Annotated in this window: 16 protein-coding genes; 11 read left to right on the top strand and 5 right to left on the bottom strand. The window is 58.8% G+C overall.

From position 1 onward, the window contains the following. Window positions 1-11 precede the first annotated feature (11 nt). Window positions 12-1,925, bottom strand: a complete 1,914-nt coding sequence (cysC, locus tag J5289_RS11135; protein ID WP_209183786.1) for an adenylyl-sulfate kinase — start codon at window positions 1,923-1,925, stop codon at window positions 12-14. A 514-nt stretch (window positions 1,926-2,439) separates the two neighbouring features. Further along, window positions 2,440-3,582 (bottom strand): hypothetical protein, encoded by a 1,143-nt coding sequence (locus tag J5289_RS11140; protein WP_209183787.1) that lies wholly within the window; start codon window positions 3,580-3,582, stop codon window positions 2,440-2,442. A 212-nt stretch (window positions 3,583-3,794) separates the two neighbouring features. On the opposite strand from J5289_RS11140, the gene J5289_RS11145 reads away from it, so the two are divergent. The 8 genes from J5289_RS11145 to J5289_RS11180 all read left to right on the top strand — a co-directional run bounded on the left by J5289_RS11145 (window position 3,795) and on the right by J5289_RS11180 (window position 10,950). Continuing rightward, window positions 3,795-4,142, top strand: a complete 348-nt coding sequence (locus J5289_RS11145) for a transposase (protein ID WP_209187428.1) — start codon at window positions 3,795-3,797, stop codon at window positions 4,140-4,142. Window positions 4,143-4,192: 50 nt separating this feature from the next. Continuing rightward, window positions 4,193-4,486 (top strand): IS66 family insertion sequence element accessory protein TnpB, encoded by a 294-nt coding sequence (gene tnpB, locus J5289_RS11150; protein WP_374108558.1) that lies wholly within the window; start codon window positions 4,193-4,195, stop codon window positions 4,484-4,486. Between the two features lie 77 nt (window positions 4,487-4,563). Continuing rightward, complete coding sequence (locus J5289_RS11155) at window positions 4,564-6,222, top strand: IS66 family transposase (protein WP_219258763.1); 1,659 nt, start codon at window positions 4,564-4,566, stop codon at window positions 6,220-6,222. Further along, window positions 6,222-6,806 carry a plasmid pRiA4b ORF-3 family protein gene (locus tag J5289_RS11160; protein ID WP_209187419.1) on the top strand — a complete coding sequence of 195 codons (585 nt, stop codon included), beginning with the start codon at window positions 6,222-6,224 and terminating at the stop codon, window positions 6,804-6,806. The genes J5289_RS11155 and J5289_RS11160 overlap by 1 nt, the downstream gene beginning before the upstream one ends. A 571-nt stretch (window positions 6,807-7,377) precedes the next feature. Then, the gene (locus tag J5289_RS11165; protein ID WP_374108282.1) at window positions 7,378-7,938 is read left to right on the top strand and encodes a transglutaminase-like cysteine peptidase; all 561 of its coding nucleotides are present in this window, start codon (window positions 7,378-7,380) and stop codon (window positions 7,936-7,938) included. A gap of 247 nt (window positions 7,939-8,185) precedes the next feature. Continuing rightward, on the top strand, window positions 8,186-8,950 hold the full coding sequence (locus tag J5289_RS11170) for a hypothetical protein (protein ID WP_209183788.1): 765 nt from the start codon (window positions 8,186-8,188) through the stop codon (window positions 8,948-8,950). A 126-nt stretch (window positions 8,951-9,076) separates the two neighbouring features. Next, entirely contained in the window at window positions 9,077-10,576 is a 1,500-nt protein-coding gene (locus tag J5289_RS11175; protein ID WP_209183789.1) for a D-alanyl-D-alanine carboxypeptidase, read from the top strand. Between the two features lie 107 nt (window positions 10,577-10,683). After that, entirely contained in the window at window positions 10,684-10,950 is a 267-nt protein-coding gene (locus J5289_RS11180; protein WP_142822746.1) for a hypothetical protein, read from the top strand. Between the two features lies 1 nt (window position 10,951). Here J5289_RS11180 and J5289_RS11185 read toward each other — a convergent pair whose 3' ends face one another. Both J5289_RS11185 and J5289_RS11190 read right to left on the bottom strand, forming a co-directional pair. Beyond that, window positions 10,952-11,389, bottom strand: coding sequence for a DUF1489 family protein (locus J5289_RS11185; protein WP_209183790.1), 438 nt, complete (start codon window positions 11,387-11,389; stop codon window positions 10,952-10,954). Window positions 11,390-11,450: 61 nt separating this feature from the next. After that, the gene (locus tag J5289_RS11190) at window positions 11,451-12,857 is read right to left on the bottom strand and encodes an L-serine ammonia-lyase (protein WP_209183791.1); all 1,407 of its coding nucleotides are present in this window, start codon (window positions 12,855-12,857) and stop codon (window positions 11,451-11,453) included. A gap of 211 nt (window positions 12,858-13,068) precedes the next feature. Here J5289_RS11190 and J5289_RS11195 point away from each other — a divergent pair, with 211 nt between their 5' ends. From J5289_RS11195 to J5289_RS11205, 3 genes are all read left to right on the top strand, one after another. Continuing rightward, window positions 13,069-13,761 carry a DUF599 domain-containing protein gene (locus J5289_RS11195; RefSeq protein WP_111221941.1) on the top strand — a complete coding sequence of 231 codons (693 nt, stop codon included), beginning with the start codon at window positions 13,069-13,071 and terminating at the stop codon, window positions 13,759-13,761. A gap of 77 nt (window positions 13,762-13,838) precedes the next feature. Continuing rightward, the gene (locus tag J5289_RS11200; protein ID WP_209183792.1) at window positions 13,839-14,828 is read left to right on the top strand and encodes a heparan-alpha-glucosaminide N-acetyltransferase; all 990 of its coding nucleotides are present in this window, start codon (window positions 13,839-13,841) and stop codon (window positions 14,826-14,828) included. Window positions 14,829-14,840: 12 nt separating this feature from the next. Then, on the top strand, window positions 14,841-15,314 hold the full coding sequence (locus J5289_RS11205) for an isoprenylcysteine carboxylmethyltransferase family protein (RefSeq protein ID WP_209183793.1): 474 nt from the start codon (window positions 14,841-14,843) through the stop codon (window positions 15,312-15,314). An 18-nt stretch (window positions 15,315-15,332) separates the two neighbouring features. On the opposite strand, the gene J5289_RS11210 is transcribed toward J5289_RS11205, so the two are convergent. Then, window positions 15,333-15,725, bottom strand: coding sequence for a MerR family DNA-binding transcriptional regulator (locus J5289_RS11210; RefSeq protein ID WP_209183794.1), 393 nt, complete (start codon window positions 15,723-15,725; stop codon window positions 15,333-15,335). Window positions 15,726-15,765: the final 40 nt, after the last annotated feature.

Genomic DNA, 15,765 nt, shown 5'->3' on the forward strand with positions numbered 1-15,765 from the left:
GAAATTGCGCGTTAGACCAGAAACCCAAGCCCACGAAGCCTTTTCTCCAGCGCGGCCATCGTTTCCTCCGGCGACCTTCCGACGGTCTCCAAGCGGACCTCGGGTTTTTCCGGGGCCTCGTAGGGGGAATCGATGCCCGTGAAGTTCTTGAGCATCCCATTTAGCGCCTTGGCATAGAGACCTTTTGGATCGCGGCGGGCACACTCTTCGAATGGCGTATCGACAAAAACCTCGACAAATTCGCCTGGCTGCAACATCTCCCGCGCCATCTGTCGCTCTGCACGAAATGGAGAAATAAACGACACCAGGACGATGAGGCCAGCATCGGCCATCAGCCGCGCGACCTCGGCAACACGCCGGATATTCTCGACCCGGTCCTCGTCCGTAAATCCCAGATCGCGGTTAAGCCCATGGCGCACGTTGTCGCCATCCAGGAGATAGGTATGGTAGCCGGCAAAATGCAGCTTTTTCTCGAGCAAATTGGCAATTTCCGACTTGCCCGCACCGGACAGACCGGTGAACCACAAGACGACCGGCTGCTGATACTTTGCCGCTGCGCGCTGCGTCTTGTCGATATCGAGAGACTGCCACCGGATATTCCCCGCGCGCCGCAAAGGATTGAGGATCGTTCCTGCAGCCACGGTAGCATTTGTCATCCGGTCGACAAGGACAAACGCGCCAGTGATGCGATTGACGGCAAAAGTGTCGAACGCGATCCGTGACTGTACCGAGATGTTGGCCACGCCTAGCGCGTTGCGCTCAAGCGTCTTTGTCGCCTCATGGGCAAAGCTGTCTACGTTGATGCGGCATTGCAGATCCGTCACCGTGGCGTTGACCTGCTCCACCTCCGTCCGCAGGATATAGGATCGACCGGGTAACAACGGCTGCTCATCGAACCAGACGAGATTGGCGGCGAACTGGTCAGAGACATGCGGATGCGCGGAGGGCGACACAAGCATATTGCCGCGCGATACCTCTACCTCGTCCTCGAGCACGATCGTGATCGCCTGGCCTTCGATGGCGCGCGTAAGATCTCCATCGTCGGTGACGATGCGCTTCACCCGTGTCAATTTGCCGGATTTGGCGATGGCGACGACATCACCCTGCTTTACCGATCCGGAAGCCACTGTGCCGGCAAAGCCGCGCAAATCGAAATCGGAACGGCTCACATACTGCACCGGAAAACGAAATGGCGCGTCGGCAGTTGCCTCCCCGATCGATACGGTCTCGAGCTGCTCCAGCAAGGTCGGACCCACATACCAGGGTGTCCGGTTCGATCGCCGCACGACGTTGTCGCCGTGGCGCGCCGAAACAGGGATCGCCTCGATTGTCTCGAAACCGAGTTCAGCAACAAACCCGCGATACTCCTCCTCGATACGTCGGAATACGTTGCCATCAAATGCGACAAGATCGCATTTGTTCACCGCCAGAACGACGTGGTTGATGCCGAGCAGCGAGGCGATGACCGAATGGCGGCGCGTCTGGGACAGGATCCCCTGGCTTGCATCGACAACGACGACCGCCAGATCGGAAGTCGATGCGCCCGCCGCCATGTTGCGCGTGAATTGAGCTCGACCCGGTGCATCGGAGGCAATAAATTTTCGCTTCGATGTTGAAAAGAACCGATGACCGGGATCATTGTCAGACACCAGCGATCCCTTGGCTTCCTGCGCATTGGCGAGCGGCGAAAAATCGGTGTCTTCATTGTTGGAAGATGCGTACAAATGGCTTTGACTTTCGGACGCAGGTTCGTGTGCAATCACGCTGTCATCGTCCAGAAGCCGGCCAATTAGTGTGGACTTGCCGCCATCGATCGATCCACACGTCAGAAACCGCAGTTGCGGCTTCTGCGTCCGCGCGGTAGCGATCGCTCTTTTTTCATCAGCGGCAGGCTTGCCTAGGGACCTGTTCAAATGGGGGCGCATGCCTGTCAAAATAACCCGCTTATGACTTTGTGTTCATCCGCAAATGCGCGTCCGAATCAAGTTAGAGAAGGGGCTTCCCTTCAGTTATCGCCGGCGGCAGCTGATAGTTTGCCGCGCTTGAACACCTACATTCTAAGGAGCAGGCTCTGCTCAGGTACCGACAACGTGAAGTTGACATCTGCTTCGCTAAGGATTCGTAGGTCACTGTTCAGATAATGTCATTAGTCTCTGGAATTTCAAGTTGGCGACCAATTTAAAAACCAAAAGACAGTTCTTTAAATACCAATCCGTATCCACCTGCGAAATACACTTAGGATTGCAATAAGCGTGAGAAAATCGGCAGAATAACAGGCAGCGGCCTGACACTTCTGAATTGCGGCAATAAATATGTTAGCGCCGCATTCAGGCGTTGAAGTTTTCAACGCCTGAAAAAGATGAGGATAAGGGTGACAGCCGCTCGTAACGTCAACCTGATGCCAACAAAGCCCTATCAATCAACCCCGCGCCAAACTTTTCACCGGCGGCTGATACCCCTGGCCGCTGACAACGCTGCGCGTACGGGAGCCGTGGCGCGCCATGTCCGGCTTTCGGTGACAGCTCTGAAATCGGCTTCAGCCTTTTCAGCGCGAGCTTGTTCGGTGGAAACCGCAATTTGCAGTTTGGCGGCTTTGCTTTCGGCGCGCTCTGCCTGCACGCGCAATCCGGATGCTTCATTCGAGAGCCGAGCGGATTCTTGCACCAACGCGGCCACTTCGCTCTGGAGGCGGGACACTTCGCTTTGCAGACCTTCGGATCCGCTCTTCAACCCGGCTGCTTCGCTTGCAGAACGACCCGCCTCATCAGAAACCCGCGAAAGCTCCGCACGAACTCGAGCCAGTTCGCGCCGCAGCGCAAGCATGTCAACTTCGTCATGCCTCAGTGACGCCGGCCCCCGGTGCAGCGTCGGTGAAGTCTCCCGTTTGGTCCCCTCGTCAGTGCCGACACGCACCTTAGCAGGATCGGCTATTCGCTCGTGGGCCGAATATGCGAGCTCTGGCGTCACCTCCGGCGGGAGGACAGGCTGGAGCGCTCTGAAGAGGTATTGCTTGTCCTCGATTATTTTCGGGAAAGCCAGAAAATGGATCGGTATCTCGACTTTTGCGGCGCGCCAGATCAAGTCGTGGAACGACACAGCCAGCAGGCGTGCCTGATCGAGGGGATTGACCGAGTAGACTACACCGCCAGGTGTCGTTCCCCAAACTTCCCAACTTTGGTCCAGCTCTGCCATCCAGGGAGCCGACTCGTGCATCGCCCGCATCTCTAGGACTGTGCGGCTGGTCGCAGCTTCCACGAGATCGCGAACGGGAATCAAAATTGCGTCCACGGCGATATGCGGGTTAGCCAGGATTTGTTCAAAATACTGACCGATCCACGGAGACTTCACCACATAGGGCAGGTTTTCTCCGGTTCCGCTGACGATTTCTTCCAAGCCGGCATTTGCCGTGTCGTCCCACATTACCTGGCCATCTCTGCTGCGCGAGAGAGTGGTATCGAGCCCGAGTTCTGTTAGATAGCGCACCAGAAAACTGGTGCCTGCACGCCCGGTGCCAGCAATCAGAAGATGACGCTTTGGCGATTGGTATGAGCCCGCCGCTGGATCGGCTTTAGTTTCGTTCAATCTATTACATCCTTTATTGCGCTGATGTAGCGCTGAAAACAAACGGCAGCCGTATTACGCGGATGGCTGCATGAGACAGGGCACTCACCCGTTCATAAGTTTGACGTGGCACCAATGTTTTGTATCGCTCCGGCGTGGACCGCCTTGCGAGTTTTGGGCGATATCGTGATTTTGCGCTCTTGAGAGTGGATTTAAGAGCGCAATGAGGAACTATGGCACAGGCCATTTTGCTGACGGGTCAAGAACGGCGCCGTCGTTGGTCACCGGATGATCGACAGGAAATTCTGGAGGCAGCATTCGCTCCCGGTGCAAATGTGTCGGAGGTAGCGCGTCGTTTTGATGTTTCGACGGGGCTGCTCTACACGTGGCGCCGCCAGGCGCTGTCGGTTGAGGTGACGGATGGTCCTGCCTTCGTGCCCGCGACGGTCGTGGGTGCCGCGGGCGGTGGCGATGTCGTTGCGGCGACGATCGCTGTGGACTTTGCGAACGGTACCAAGGTGAGGATTGCGTCCGGGGCACCTTGTGATCTTGCCGCAGCAGTAATGCGAGCGCTCAAATGATCCCGATCAGTTCGAGCGTGCGTGTTTGGATTGCGAGCGGCCATTGCGATATGCGCAAAGGGATGCAGGGTCTTGCTCTGATCGTGCAGGAAGGTCTGGGCCGTGATCCGTTCAAGGGGGACGTTTTTGTCTTCCGGGGGAAAAGTGGCCGGCTGATCAAGGCTCTTTGGCATGACGGAATTGGCCTTTCGCTATACGCAAAGCGGCTCGAGCGCGGCCGCTTTATCTGGCCGGCGACGGAGGATGGAGCGATTGCGCTGACGGCTGGCCAGATGTCCTATCTGCTTGAGGGAATTGACTGGCGAAACCCGCAGCAGACATGGCGCCCGACGAGCGCGGGATAGCGTTTTTTTGGCGGGATTGCGTGCGGCAGCACCAAGAAAAGCTATACAAATCAGTGGTTTTGTGATTCACTTCGAGCATGGAAACCGGCTCGGGAAATCACCGTGATCATGCTGCAGCCCTGGAAGCAGAGCTAGCGATTGCGCGGTCGGAACGGGCTACTGCTTTGGCCGAATTGGCTGTTGCCAAGGCCAAGGAGGCCGACGATCAGGCCATCATTCTTCGCCAGAAAGTCTATATCGAAAAGCTGCAACGGGAACTGCGCGGTCAGAAGTCGGAACGGACAGCGCGGCTGATCGCGCAGATGGAGCTGATGCTTGAGGACGCCGAAGCGGCGGCGACCGAAGATGAGCTTGCCGCCGAAATGGCCGTTGCCGCAGCTGCTGCGATTGCGGTCACCGGCTTTACGCGCAAGCGGCCCGTCAAGAAGCCTTTCCCGGAATATCTTCCGCGTGAGCGTGTCGTGGTGCCTGGTCCGGTTGCCTGCAGCTGCTGTGGCGGTGAACGGCTTCGCAAGCTCGGCGAAGACATCACCGAAACGATGGAGAGCGTACCGCGTAGCTGGAAGGTCATTCAGACGGTGCGGGAAAAGTTCACCTGCCGTGACTGCGAGAAGATCAGCCAGGCACCTGCACCCTTCCATGTCATACCGAGAGGATGGGCGGGTCCGAGCCTTTTGGCGATGATGCTCTGCGACAAGTTCGGCCAGCACATTCCCCTCAATCGCCAGGTCGAACGTTTTGCCCTGGAAGGTGTGCCAGTCAGTCTGTCGACAGCAGCAGACGCGATTGGCGCGTGCTGCCAGGTCCTTGACCCGCTTGTGAGGCGGATTGAAAGCCATACGTTCGCGTCTGAACGGATCCACGGTGATGACACGACCGTGCCGGTTCTCGCTCTCGGCAAGACCGTCACCGGTCGGATATGGAGCTACGTCAAGGACGATGCTCCGTTTGGCGGAACGGCGCCTCCGTCGGCGATGTTCTATTATTCCCGGGACCGGGCCGGCGAACATCCACAGGCGCATCTGGCCAATTATAGCGGCATCCTTCAGGCGGATGCCTATACGGGCTATGGCCAGCTCTATCTTCCTGATCGAAGTCCGGGCCCGATTCATGAGGCGGCGTGTTGGGCGCATGCCAGGCGACCATTCTTTGCGCAAGCCGATTTGGAGGCAAACGCGCGCCGAAAAGCGCAGGGTAAAAATGCCGCCGTCATCTCGCCGGTCGCCTTGAACATGGTGCAGCGGATCGACGCACTGTTCGAAATCGAGCGCCATATCAATGGCCGTACGGCCGATGAGAGAAAAGCAATCCGCCAGCAGTTGTCAAAACCGCTGATCGACGACGTGGAGATATGGATACGCGAACATCGCGCTAGGTTACCGCGCGACAATGACTTGGCAAAGGCGTTTGACTACATGCTGAACCGCTGGGAATCGTTCACCCGTTTCCTCGACGACGGGCGCATTTGCCTGTCGAACAATTGTGCGGAGCGATCTCTACGCGGTGTGGCACTCGGACGGAAAGCCTGGCTATTTGCCGGTTCCGATCGAGGGGGCCAGCGGGCGGCGGCCATGTACAGCCTGATAGTCACCGCGAAAATGAATCGCATTGACCCACAGGCCTGGCTTGCCGATGTCCTTGCCCGCATCGCCGACCATCCAGTCAGCCGTCTTGATGAGCTTCTCCCCTGGAATTGGCGGGAAACCACAACATCGCCACTGAGGCAGGCGGCCTGATGGCAGGTCCTCTCGTTCGCTTAAAGATCATGCTCGATGACGTTGATCCCTTGGTGATGCGGCGCGTTGTCGTCCCATTCCGCATTCGGCTTGACCGGCTTCATGAGGTTCTTCAGGAGGCTTTCGGCTGGACAAACAGCCATCTGTATGAGTTCAGGATCCGTGACATCGGGTTCGGCGTGCCTGATGGCGGCTTTGATGGTCCCATCGATGCACGCAAAGAAACGCTTCTTGCTGCCATAGAAGATATCGGCGCGAAATCATTCAAGTATCTCTATGACTTCGGCGACGGCTGGACGCACACCGTGAAAATCGAAAAGGTTTTACCGGCGACCGCCGGCTTCGACGATCCCTTCCTGCTTGACGTTGTCGGACGATGTCCACCGGAGGATGTCGGCGGTCCGTGGGGTTATGAAGAGTTCCGCGAGGCCATTGCGGACACCAACCATGAGCGTCACCACGAACTTGTGGAATGGTGGGGCGATGCGCACTACGATCCTGGCGATGTCGACGCCGGCAATCTCCGCAAAAACGTCGAGGCTTTAGCTGCAAAGTGGAAACGCCGATCGCGAAAGAAAAGCTGAACCTGCGGTCCTCGGCGAATGCTTACAATGTTTTGCCAATTCACGATTTGCGCGAGATATGACGAACGCCTGACAAATTCAATCGTTGGGGAATTGTCAGTTCTCAGCTCCGCGCTAAGCGGAGAAAAAAACGCATTTCCGAAAAATAATTTTTTGCACAGCTGCCGGGCTGAAGGCGGAGATAAGTGGATATTGGGGTGACAAAACGTGCTGGGATGTTCTGAAACGGGACAAGGTGTGCTGGATCGGCACAATTTCTTTCACAGTCCGCTCAGGCAGTCGCATTTTGGTACAATGGCGTAAAACCTATAGATATCAGTGGGATGCCGGCGTTGGGGGCTGCTTTCGGCCGTCACTTCGTCTTTTCCCATGTATTTCGATTTTCGTTCAAATTTGCGTCGATTTTTATTCGAGTTTTATTACTGTTTGTCTTTTGTTTTATTCTATTAAGTCCTTAATTTGACTACGTAATTTTGCGTGGGGTAAAAACGTCTGTGGCAATGTCGTCTCCATAACGGGGACGAAAAAAATGATAACATCCTTGCTGCGCAGAGCCGCCACGGCCGCCGTCATGACCCTCAGCCTGATTGGCTTTGCAGAGGCCACACCGGCGACCATGGGGATTACCGGAAATGCTGCTCCGCCGATCGGCCACTACGAATTCTGCCGCGATAATCCGAGCGAGTGCGCCTATGCCGGTGGCGATGCCGGTCCTGCAATTCTCAGCGAAGACCGCTGGAAGACGATCCTCAAGATCAACTACACTGTCAACACGACGATCAAGCCGATGACCGACATGGAACTCTACGGCGTCGAGGAAAAATGGGCGATCCCCACCTGGGCCGGCGATTGCGAGGACTACGCGCTGCTGAAGCGCAAGGAGCTCATCGCTGCCGGGTTCTCGCCGTCCGACACGCTGATGACAGTGGTTCTGCAGCCAAACGGCGAAGGCCATGCCGTGCTGACAGTGCGCACCGACCATGGCGATTTCATTCTCGACAACATGCGCAACAAGGTCATGCTCTGGTCGGATACGGAATACACATATCTGAAGCGCGTTTCGGTCGAAAATCCTTCACGCTGGGTCAAGATCCAGGATGGCCGCGCAGTTGCCGTCGGCAGCGTGAAATAAGCTTTTGCATAACCGGTCGCCAGCGCTTCGCTGTCGTCCGTCAAGCCCGGTCTGTCCCCGTACTCGTCATTGACCGGCGCTTCGAGCCGTTCCCGCTGTCCCGGGAACGGCTCTTTTTTGTTTCCAGCCAATGCAGCCGGCAATTAACCCGACGTTAACCATGATGGCGCCAACTGGGTCGTATCAAGACTCATTCGTATTGTTGCCGGGGCACAAAGCGGCCGGCGGATAAACGAAGGCAAGATCCATGGCCGCCGCCTCCCCGTCGAATACTACCGTGGATAACCACCTACCGCTCGTGAGTGGTGGCGTGGCGTGGCGATTGTTTTTCCTGCTGGCGTTGCTGGTCGTCCTGACGATCGCCATTGCCGTCGGTGGACGCTGGATCGGCAGACGGATTTCACTCGCCGGCCACACCACCAGCACACAGACTTTTGCGATCACCATCGGCGAAGACAGCCTGAGGCTGGCGGCAAATACCATCCGCTTCCCGAGCGAACGCATCGATGGCGTCACCGAGCGTGTCGATCTCTATCTGACGTTTCCCGAGATACAGGGATACAGCGACGCCAACAGTCAGAATTTCAATGATATTTCCCGCTCCTCCTCGCTGGTCTTCCTGCAGCTGACGCAAGGGACGATGTCACGCGACATGTCCGGACGACTGGAGCCGATCTACGCGCATCTGATCGAGGGCGCCCCATTTCCGGGGCCGAACGGACTGACGGCACATCGGCTTCGGTCCGATGCCGGATATGCCGGCGAGACCCTACTGACAGCACCGCGGCTCGGCAAGCCGGACTATGTCGTCCGCTGTCTGCTGCCGTCTTCGCCTGACAAGGCCACCAGTGCAGATTGCCAGAGAGACGTCAAAATCGGTAACGATCTCAGTCTTCTCTACCGCTTTTCCAGCCGCCTTTTGGGCGACTGGGATCATATTGATGCCGCACTTCAGCAGTTTGTGGAAATGCGCCTGACCCAATCCGCAACACCAACGGCTGCCCTTCCCTGAGACGTCGCAAAAGCAGCCAAATCCCGCAACGAACTGTTCATCATAAACCGATTGGTAACGCTAAGCCCCTATTATTGCCCGCAACGGGCGCTCTGGGGAGGTTGCGGCCGGATCGTTGGAATTAAAATGCAAGTGAAGAGTGAAATAGTGCCCAGGTCAATTTTCAGAGCATCGTCGTCCCGTACCCGTCGGTTTGTCACCAAGATTTGCCTCGGTTTCGCCATGATGGTCTCCGTCATTGCCGTCGCATCGCCGTCAAACGCTGCAAAATATGCTGGGATCGTCGTTGATGCGAAGACGGGCAACGTGCTCTATAGCGAGGATGCTGATTCTCTGCGCTATCCGGCGTCTCTGACCAAGATGATGACCCTCTATCTCACCTTCGAAGCGCTTGAATCGGGCCGTATCAAGCTTGACACCCAGATACCTTTCTCTGCGCTTGCCTCAGCCCAGGCACCCACCAAACTCGGCGTTCGTCCCGGCGGCACGATCACCGTCGAACAGGGAATCCTCTCGCTGGTGACGCTGTCGGCCAACGACGCTGCAATGGCGCTTGGCGAATATATCGGCGGCTCCGAGGAAAAATTCGCTGCGCTTATGAATAACAAGGCGCGTGCTCTCGGCATGACGCGCACGACCTACCGCAATCCGAACGGCCTGCCCAACACCGCGCAGATGACAACGGCGCGTGACCAGGCCCGGCTCGGCATCGCCCTTCGCGAGCATTTTCCCCAGTATTACGGCTACTTCTCGACACGCTCCTTCACATTCGGCAGGCGCGTGATCGCCAATCACAATCGCCTCGTCGGTTCGGTTCGGGGCGTTGACGGCATCAAGACGGGTTACACACGGGCTGCCGGGTTTAATCTGGTGACGTCTGCAGAGCTCGAAGGTCGCTCTATCGTCGGCGTCGTGCTCGGTGGCGCCTCTACCCCTGCCCGCGACAACCAGATGCGCAAGCTCGTTGCTACCTATCTGCCAAAAGCATCGCTGCATGCAGACGCCGGCAAGGCTGTGGCGCAGGTCGCCCAGGTGGCCCCGGAGCGTCCGGCCTTCCAGGCACCGGCGCCTTTGAAACCGAATGTCGCCGCTGCCGCAGCCCGCATGGCCGCTATGGGCGATGTTCGCCCGCCCGCAAGCGTGCCCACGCCGTCCGGCCGTGACCCGTCGTCCAGCGTCGCGGCATTCGCCGCAGTCACGCCGACATCGTCCAATCCACTCGTTGCCACCAAGCCACACAACAAGAATGTACCGCCGAACGACGTCGCCTCGATCGCGCCGGCCTACGCCCAGTCGTCCAGCGACAGCGATGACGTCGACAGCGTCGTGACCGCGTCCACCCGCCCGGCCAAGGCCAATCCACTGGATGACAAGGGACCCCGCGGGTGGGTAATCCAGGTCGGCGTTTCTCCCAGCAAGGAGATGGCAAGCGATCTCCTCGACAGCGCCAAGAGCAAGGGCGGCAAGTCGCTGCGCTCTGCAAAGGCCTACACGGTGGCTTTCGGGAGTGGCAACTCTCTCGTCTACCGCGCCCGCTTCGGCGGCTTCGAAGACCAGCGTGAAGCCACCAACGCCTGCAGCGTCCTCAAGCGCTCCGGTATCAAATGCTGGGCGAGCCTGCAGTAGGCCGTCTTGCGATGTACTGGCCGATGCCGCGTTCCAGCATCGGTTCTTCGAATAGACGCGTAATGTTCGTTCGACCCTGAATTTGTAATGTGTACGGGGAATTTAAAATGGCAGTGAACGAGAACAGTCCGGATATCTCGGTCGGGGGGGGCAAGGGCAGGCCGAAAGCCTACGCGCTGCACCCTCTCCACGAGGCGGCAATGCGGATCGCCGAAATCGGGCGCGGCCGCTCCCGGTCTAAAACCAAAGACCTGATCGGTGTACTGTTGTGCCATGGCGCGCGCGCCTGGCGCTATTCGCAGCCCGAAGCACGCATCCATCTGCATGTCTCGACCATCAACAGACAGGCGCCAGTGCTGATGCGGCTTCGCTAATTCAGAGAAGACCGAGTTCGATGAGTTCGCGGCGAAGCTCCGCGGGCATCTCGGCAACATCTGCGCCGAGGCTATGCAGGTCGCGCGGAACGTCTTCCTCGGTCAGGTAGCGCCAGCCCTGGAAGGGGCGGCGCGGTTGGCTGGTGGTCTCGATGACTTCCGGACCGAGGATAAGCCTGCAGCGCGAAATCCCCTCCCCGTCGGTAAAGCTGACGACATCCAGGAGCTTCTGACGGGCCTGGACCTGGCCCTTGATCACCCAGTACAGAGAACCGCCGTCCACAAGCTCCGCGACGCGTTTCGGCACCATCCGGGTCGTGTGCACGCTGTGCGGTTCGAGGCCGGCGGCAAGCGCGGTCAGCGAGCGCTCAGCCACCCATTCACGCAAGTCGTCGATAGAATCGGCGCCGACGCAGAGTTTGATCATATGCAAAGCCATGCGGCCGTTTCAAATCCTTTTGGCCGGCAGCGTCAAGCCTTTCCGGACGGCATCCACAAGCTCAGCACTCGACCACGTTGACGGCCAGTCCGCCTGTGGAGGTTTCCTTGTATTTCTCGCTCATGTCGTAGCCTGTCTGGCGCATGGTCTCGATACAGGCGTCGAGCGGGACGAAGTGCTGCCCATCGCCCTTCAGCGCCAGCGAAGCGGCGGTCACCGCCTTCACCGCACCCAGCGCGTTGCGCTCGATGCAGGGGACCTGCACAAGGCCGGCAATCGGGTCGCAGGTCATGCCGAGGTGGTGCTCCAGAGCAATCTCGGCGGCGTTCTCGATCTGCTCCGGCGAGCCTCCCATGACGGCAGCAAGGCCCGCTGCGGCCATCGCCGCTGCCGACCCCACCTCGCCCTGACAGCCCACCTCGGCGCCGGAAATCGACGCATTGTGCTTGATGATGCCGCCGATGGCTGCTGCCGTCAGCAGATAGTCGCGGATACCGCGCTCGTCGGCATCGTCGTGGAAATGGGTGTAGTAGCGGATCGTTGCCGGGATGACGCCGGCAGCACCGTTTGTGGGGGCCGTGACGACGCGGCCGCCGGATGCATTTTCCTCGTTGACGGCCATCGCGTAGACGCTGAGCCAGTCGTTGGCGAGCAGCGGATTGATGCGGTTGCTCCGCCATTCCTCTTCGAGCTTGGTGTGGATGGTGCGCGCCCGACGACGGACGTTGAGCCCGCCGGGCATAATGCCCTCGCCCTTGAGGCCGCGGTCGATACAACTGCTCATGGCCGCCCAGAGCTTGTCGAGCCCGGCATCGAGCTCCGCCGTGGTCATCTTGGTTTCCTCGTTGGCGCGCTTCATCTGGGCAATTGACAGGCCAGAGCGTTGGGCCATTTCGAGCATCTGCTTGGCGCTGGCAAAGGGAAACGGAATCTTTTCGCCGGCGGCGGGCTTCGATTTATTGGCCCGCATCTGCGCAAGTTCCGTATCGGTCACAACGAAGCCGCCGCCGACGGAATAATAAATGCGCCTGACGAGCAGCCGGTCGTCCTTGTCGAATGCCGAGAAGCTCATGCCGTTGGCATGGCCGGGCAGCGGCGTCTTCTTGTCAAACACCAAGTCGGTCTTGGGCTGGAAGCCGTAGGTCGGGTGGCCGGGGGGCGATATCTGGCCACTGCGCTCCACCTCGGCGATGATGCCGTCCATACGATCCGGATCCACCGTGTCCGGCTGTTCGCCGGTAAGGCCGAGGACGACGGCGCGGCCGGTGCCGTGGCCGATGCCGGTAAAGGCGAGCGAGCCGTGAAGGCTGACCTTGATCTGCGCCACTTGGACATTCGAGGACGGGCGCGGCCATTCGCTCGATAGCAGGAGATCGAGAAACAGGTTGGCTGCCGACATGGGCCCCATTGTGTGCGAACTCGATGGACCGACACCGATCTTGAAGACGTCGAAGACGGAGAGAAACATGAAAACCTGCAGATAGGAGGAACGGCTACAACGAAGCTATGTCAACGACATCACGGGCCACGGCGACCCACCGACATCGGATGGGATGACTGCGACATTACGACACTGCGGCCACGGTTCAAAGATAAGATGCACGTGGCGCTCCTTCAACATTGCACTTGCGGCCGTCATGGCTAGTGTCGGGGCTCGAACAGCCCTGGGGACCCGCTCGATGTCGACCGCCGATTTTGCCGCCTTGGCACTTTTCATCTTTCTCTGGATAGCCCTCAACTGGATCACCAGCAGTTCGAGGTTCTTCAACCGCATCAGCCTGACGCAGGCGATGATCGAGCGCCGGCGCGAATGGATCTACAATTCGCTGCGCCGCGACCTGAAGATGATCGATACCCAGATCCTTGCAGGCCTGCAGAACGGAACCGGCTTTTTCGCCTCGACCTCGATCTTCGCGATCGGCGGCTGTTTTGCGCTGCTCGGTGCCACTGACAAGGTCAATGCCTTCTTTGCCGACCTGCCCTATGTCTTCAACGGCAGTCGGACCACCTTCGAATTGAAGGTCGCCGGCCTCGCTGGCCTGTTCGGCTACGCCTTCTTCAAGTTCGGCTGGGCCTACCGCCTGTTCAACTACTGCACGATCCTCTACGGCGCCATTCCGATGATGGGCGATGTCGACAAGGACCCGGCATTGACGCGCCGCGCCGCCGAGCGCGTCATCCACATGAACATCATCGCGGCCCGCAATTTCAACGCCGGCCTGCGGGCGATCTTTCTCTCCATTGGTTATCTCGGCTGGTTCGTCAGTCCCTATGTGTTCATGGTCACCACCCTGTTCATCATCGTCGTGCTCATACGCCGCCAATTCTTCTCCGACGCGCGCCTTGCCATCATGGATATCGACGTGCCTTGAAATCGCCGCGCTTGTCCTATTTCCGGAACATCTTCGGCTGCGGCCGATGAACAGTGTTTCCCGGAAAGGATAAGTTGATGGCTGCTGTCGCCGAGAGCATCGACGAACCGCGCAAGCCCCCGCGTATCGGCCTGCTCGACACGTTGCGCGGCATCGCCCTGCTGGCCATGGCGAGCTATCACGGCACCTGGGACTTCGAGTTCTTCGGATATCTCGATCCGGGCACGGCCGAAACCGGCTGGCTGAAAATCTATGCCCGCGTCATCGCCAGCACCTTCCTCTTCATGGCCGGCGTCAGCCTTGTCCTCGCAAACCGGCCGGCTATCCGTTGGCAACCTTTCTGGAAAAGGCTGGCGATGATCGCGGTGGCGGCGATTGCCATCTCCGTCGTGACGCGGTTCGCAATGCCGGACGAGTGGATCTATTTCGGCATCCTCCACAGCATCGCAGCACTCAGCCTCATCGGCATCGGCTTTCTGTGCCTGCCGACAGCCTGTATCTGGGCGGCCACGGCAGTGCTCGGCGTCGGTTGGGTCGTGAATGTCTTCGTCATGCCGGGTGCGCTTGGGTCGGACCTGTTCAACCCGCGCTACCTTGCCTGGCTCGGCTTTGCGACGATGCCGGTGCGCTCAAACGACTTCGTGCCGCTATTTCCTTGGGCGCTGGCCTTCTTTGCCGGCTTGAGCGCAGCCACTCTCGCCCTGCGCACCAGTCTGCCGCAGCGGCTGGCATCATTGGGTACCGGCAACAGCCTGCTGGCGAAAGGCGGGCGCCACAGCCTGCTCTTCTATCTGCTTCACCAGCCTATCCTGTTCGGTCTCGTCTATCTGCTGTCGCTGGTCGCACCGGCGCCAAAGCCGGATCCTGCTGTCGGCTACCTCCGCCAATGCCAGGCCACCTGCACCCAGTCAGCAGGCGAAGCACTGTGCCGCAGCTTTTGCCAATGCACGCTCACCCGGATGAAAGCACAAAGTCTTTTCGAGCCACTCCAGTCTGGCGCAATCCAGGCAGATCAGAATGATCAAATACAGAGAATCGCAGTACAGTGTACGGAACAAGCGCAGTGACGGGAGTATTCTATGAATGCCTATCGTGCCAAGCCGCTCAGCTTTCCCTGGCCTCCGTTCATCTATGGGCTTGCCATTATCACGGCGCTCGTTGCTGACGCAGTCATCCAGATACCCATACCAGGACTTCGATCTCCCTATTTCTGGACGCTCGGGGCAGCTCTTACACTCCTGGCTGTCTGGCTGGATCTTTGGGCGATGAAAACGTTGCTTGACCGAAGAGCGACGGTCATGCCCCATCGTCGCTCGGTTCACCTGATGACGACAGGACCGTTTCGCTACACCCGCAATCCGATCTACCTTGGTTATACGCTGGTCACGGTCGGGTGGGCATTGCTGACCGGCAACCCCTGGCTACTGGTCGCTGCCCTCGCCGCGACAGTCGCCACCGACTACGGTGCGATAAGGCACGAGGAACTGCACCTGCTGTCCCGATTCGGCTGTGAGTTCGAATTCTACTGCCGCCACACGCGGCGCTGGCTTTAGCCGGAAGACCGCCATATCTCAGGTTCCGACACCGATTTCAGCCAGTCGGCCTATGCAAGCCTCCTCGACATGGTCGAGTTCGGTCAGCGTATCCTCGATGTCCTTGCGCTTTTGCCGCAAATCGTCCCGCTTTTCGGCAATCCGCTTCATCAGAAGCTTGAGCTGGCCGACCTCGCCGGGCGGTTCGCGGTAGACCATGATGATCTCGCGGATCTCGGCAATCGTGAAGCCAATCCTTCGGCCTCGCAGGATTTCGGCAATAAGCCGACGGTCAGCCTGGCGAAACAGCCTTGTGCGGCCGCGCCGCTCCGGGTGGATCAGCCCTTCGTCCTCGTAGAAACGTAGCGTTCGGGTGGAAACGCCGAACTCGCGCGTCAATTCTGTGATGCTGTAGAATTTGTCGACCGGCAATGGATGGCGCCTCCGGGGCTGCAGCAATGGCTCTTACGTA

Origin of the sequence: Rhizobium sp. B230/85, assembly GCF_019355735.1 — a bacterium.
In the GTDB taxonomy this organism is placed as follows: domain Bacteria; phylum Pseudomonadota; class Alphaproteobacteria; order Rhizobiales; family Rhizobiaceae; genus Rhizobium; species Rhizobium rhododendri.

Coding starts and splice junctions, on each gene's coding strand:
- cysC (WP_209183786.1), bottom strand. CDS start 1,925: ATGCGCCCCCATTTGAACAGGTCCCTAGGCAAGCCTGCCGCTGATGAA.
- J5289_RS11145 (WP_209187428.1), top strand. CDS start 3,795: ATGGCACAGGCCATTTTGCTGACGGGTCAAGAACGGCGCCGTCGTTGG.
- tnpB (WP_374108558.1), top strand. CDS start 4,193: ATGCGCAAAGGGATGCAGGGTCTTGCTCTGATCGTGCAGGAAGGTCTG.
- J5289_RS11155 (WP_219258763.1), top strand. CDS start 4,564: ATGGAAACCGGCTCGGGAAATCACCGTGATCATGCTGCAGCCCTGGAA.
- J5289_RS11160 (WP_209187419.1), top strand. CDS start 6,222: ATGGCAGGTCCTCTCGTTCGCTTAAAGATCATGCTCGATGACGTTGAT.
- J5289_RS11165 (WP_374108282.1), top strand. CDS start 7,378: ATGACCCTCAGCCTGATTGGCTTTGCAGAGGCCACACCGGCGACCATG.
- J5289_RS11170 (WP_209183788.1), top strand. CDS start 8,186: ATGGCCGCCGCCTCCCCGTCGAATACTACCGTGGATAACCACCTACCG.
- J5289_RS11175 (WP_209183789.1), top strand. CDS start 9,077: ATGCAAGTGAAGAGTGAAATAGTGCCCAGGTCAATTTTCAGAGCATCG.
- J5289_RS11180 (WP_142822746.1), top strand. CDS start 10,684: ATGGCAGTGAACGAGAACAGTCCGGATATCTCGGTCGGGGGGGGCAAG.
- J5289_RS11185 (WP_209183790.1), bottom strand. CDS start 11,389: ATGGCTTTGCATATGATCAAACTCTGCGTCGGCGCCGATTCTATCGAC.
- J5289_RS11190 (WP_209183791.1), bottom strand. CDS start 12,857: ATGTTTCTCTCCGTCTTCGACGTCTTCAAGATCGGTGTCGGTCCATCG.
- J5289_RS11195 (WP_111221941.1), top strand. CDS start 13,069: ATGTCGACCGCCGATTTTGCCGCCTTGGCACTTTTCATCTTTCTCTGG.
- J5289_RS11200 (WP_209183792.1), top strand. CDS start 13,839: ATGGCTGCTGTCGCCGAGAGCATCGACGAACCGCGCAAGCCCCCGCGT.
- J5289_RS11205 (WP_209183793.1), top strand. CDS start 14,841: ATGAATGCCTATCGTGCCAAGCCGCTCAGCTTTCCCTGGCCTCCGTTC.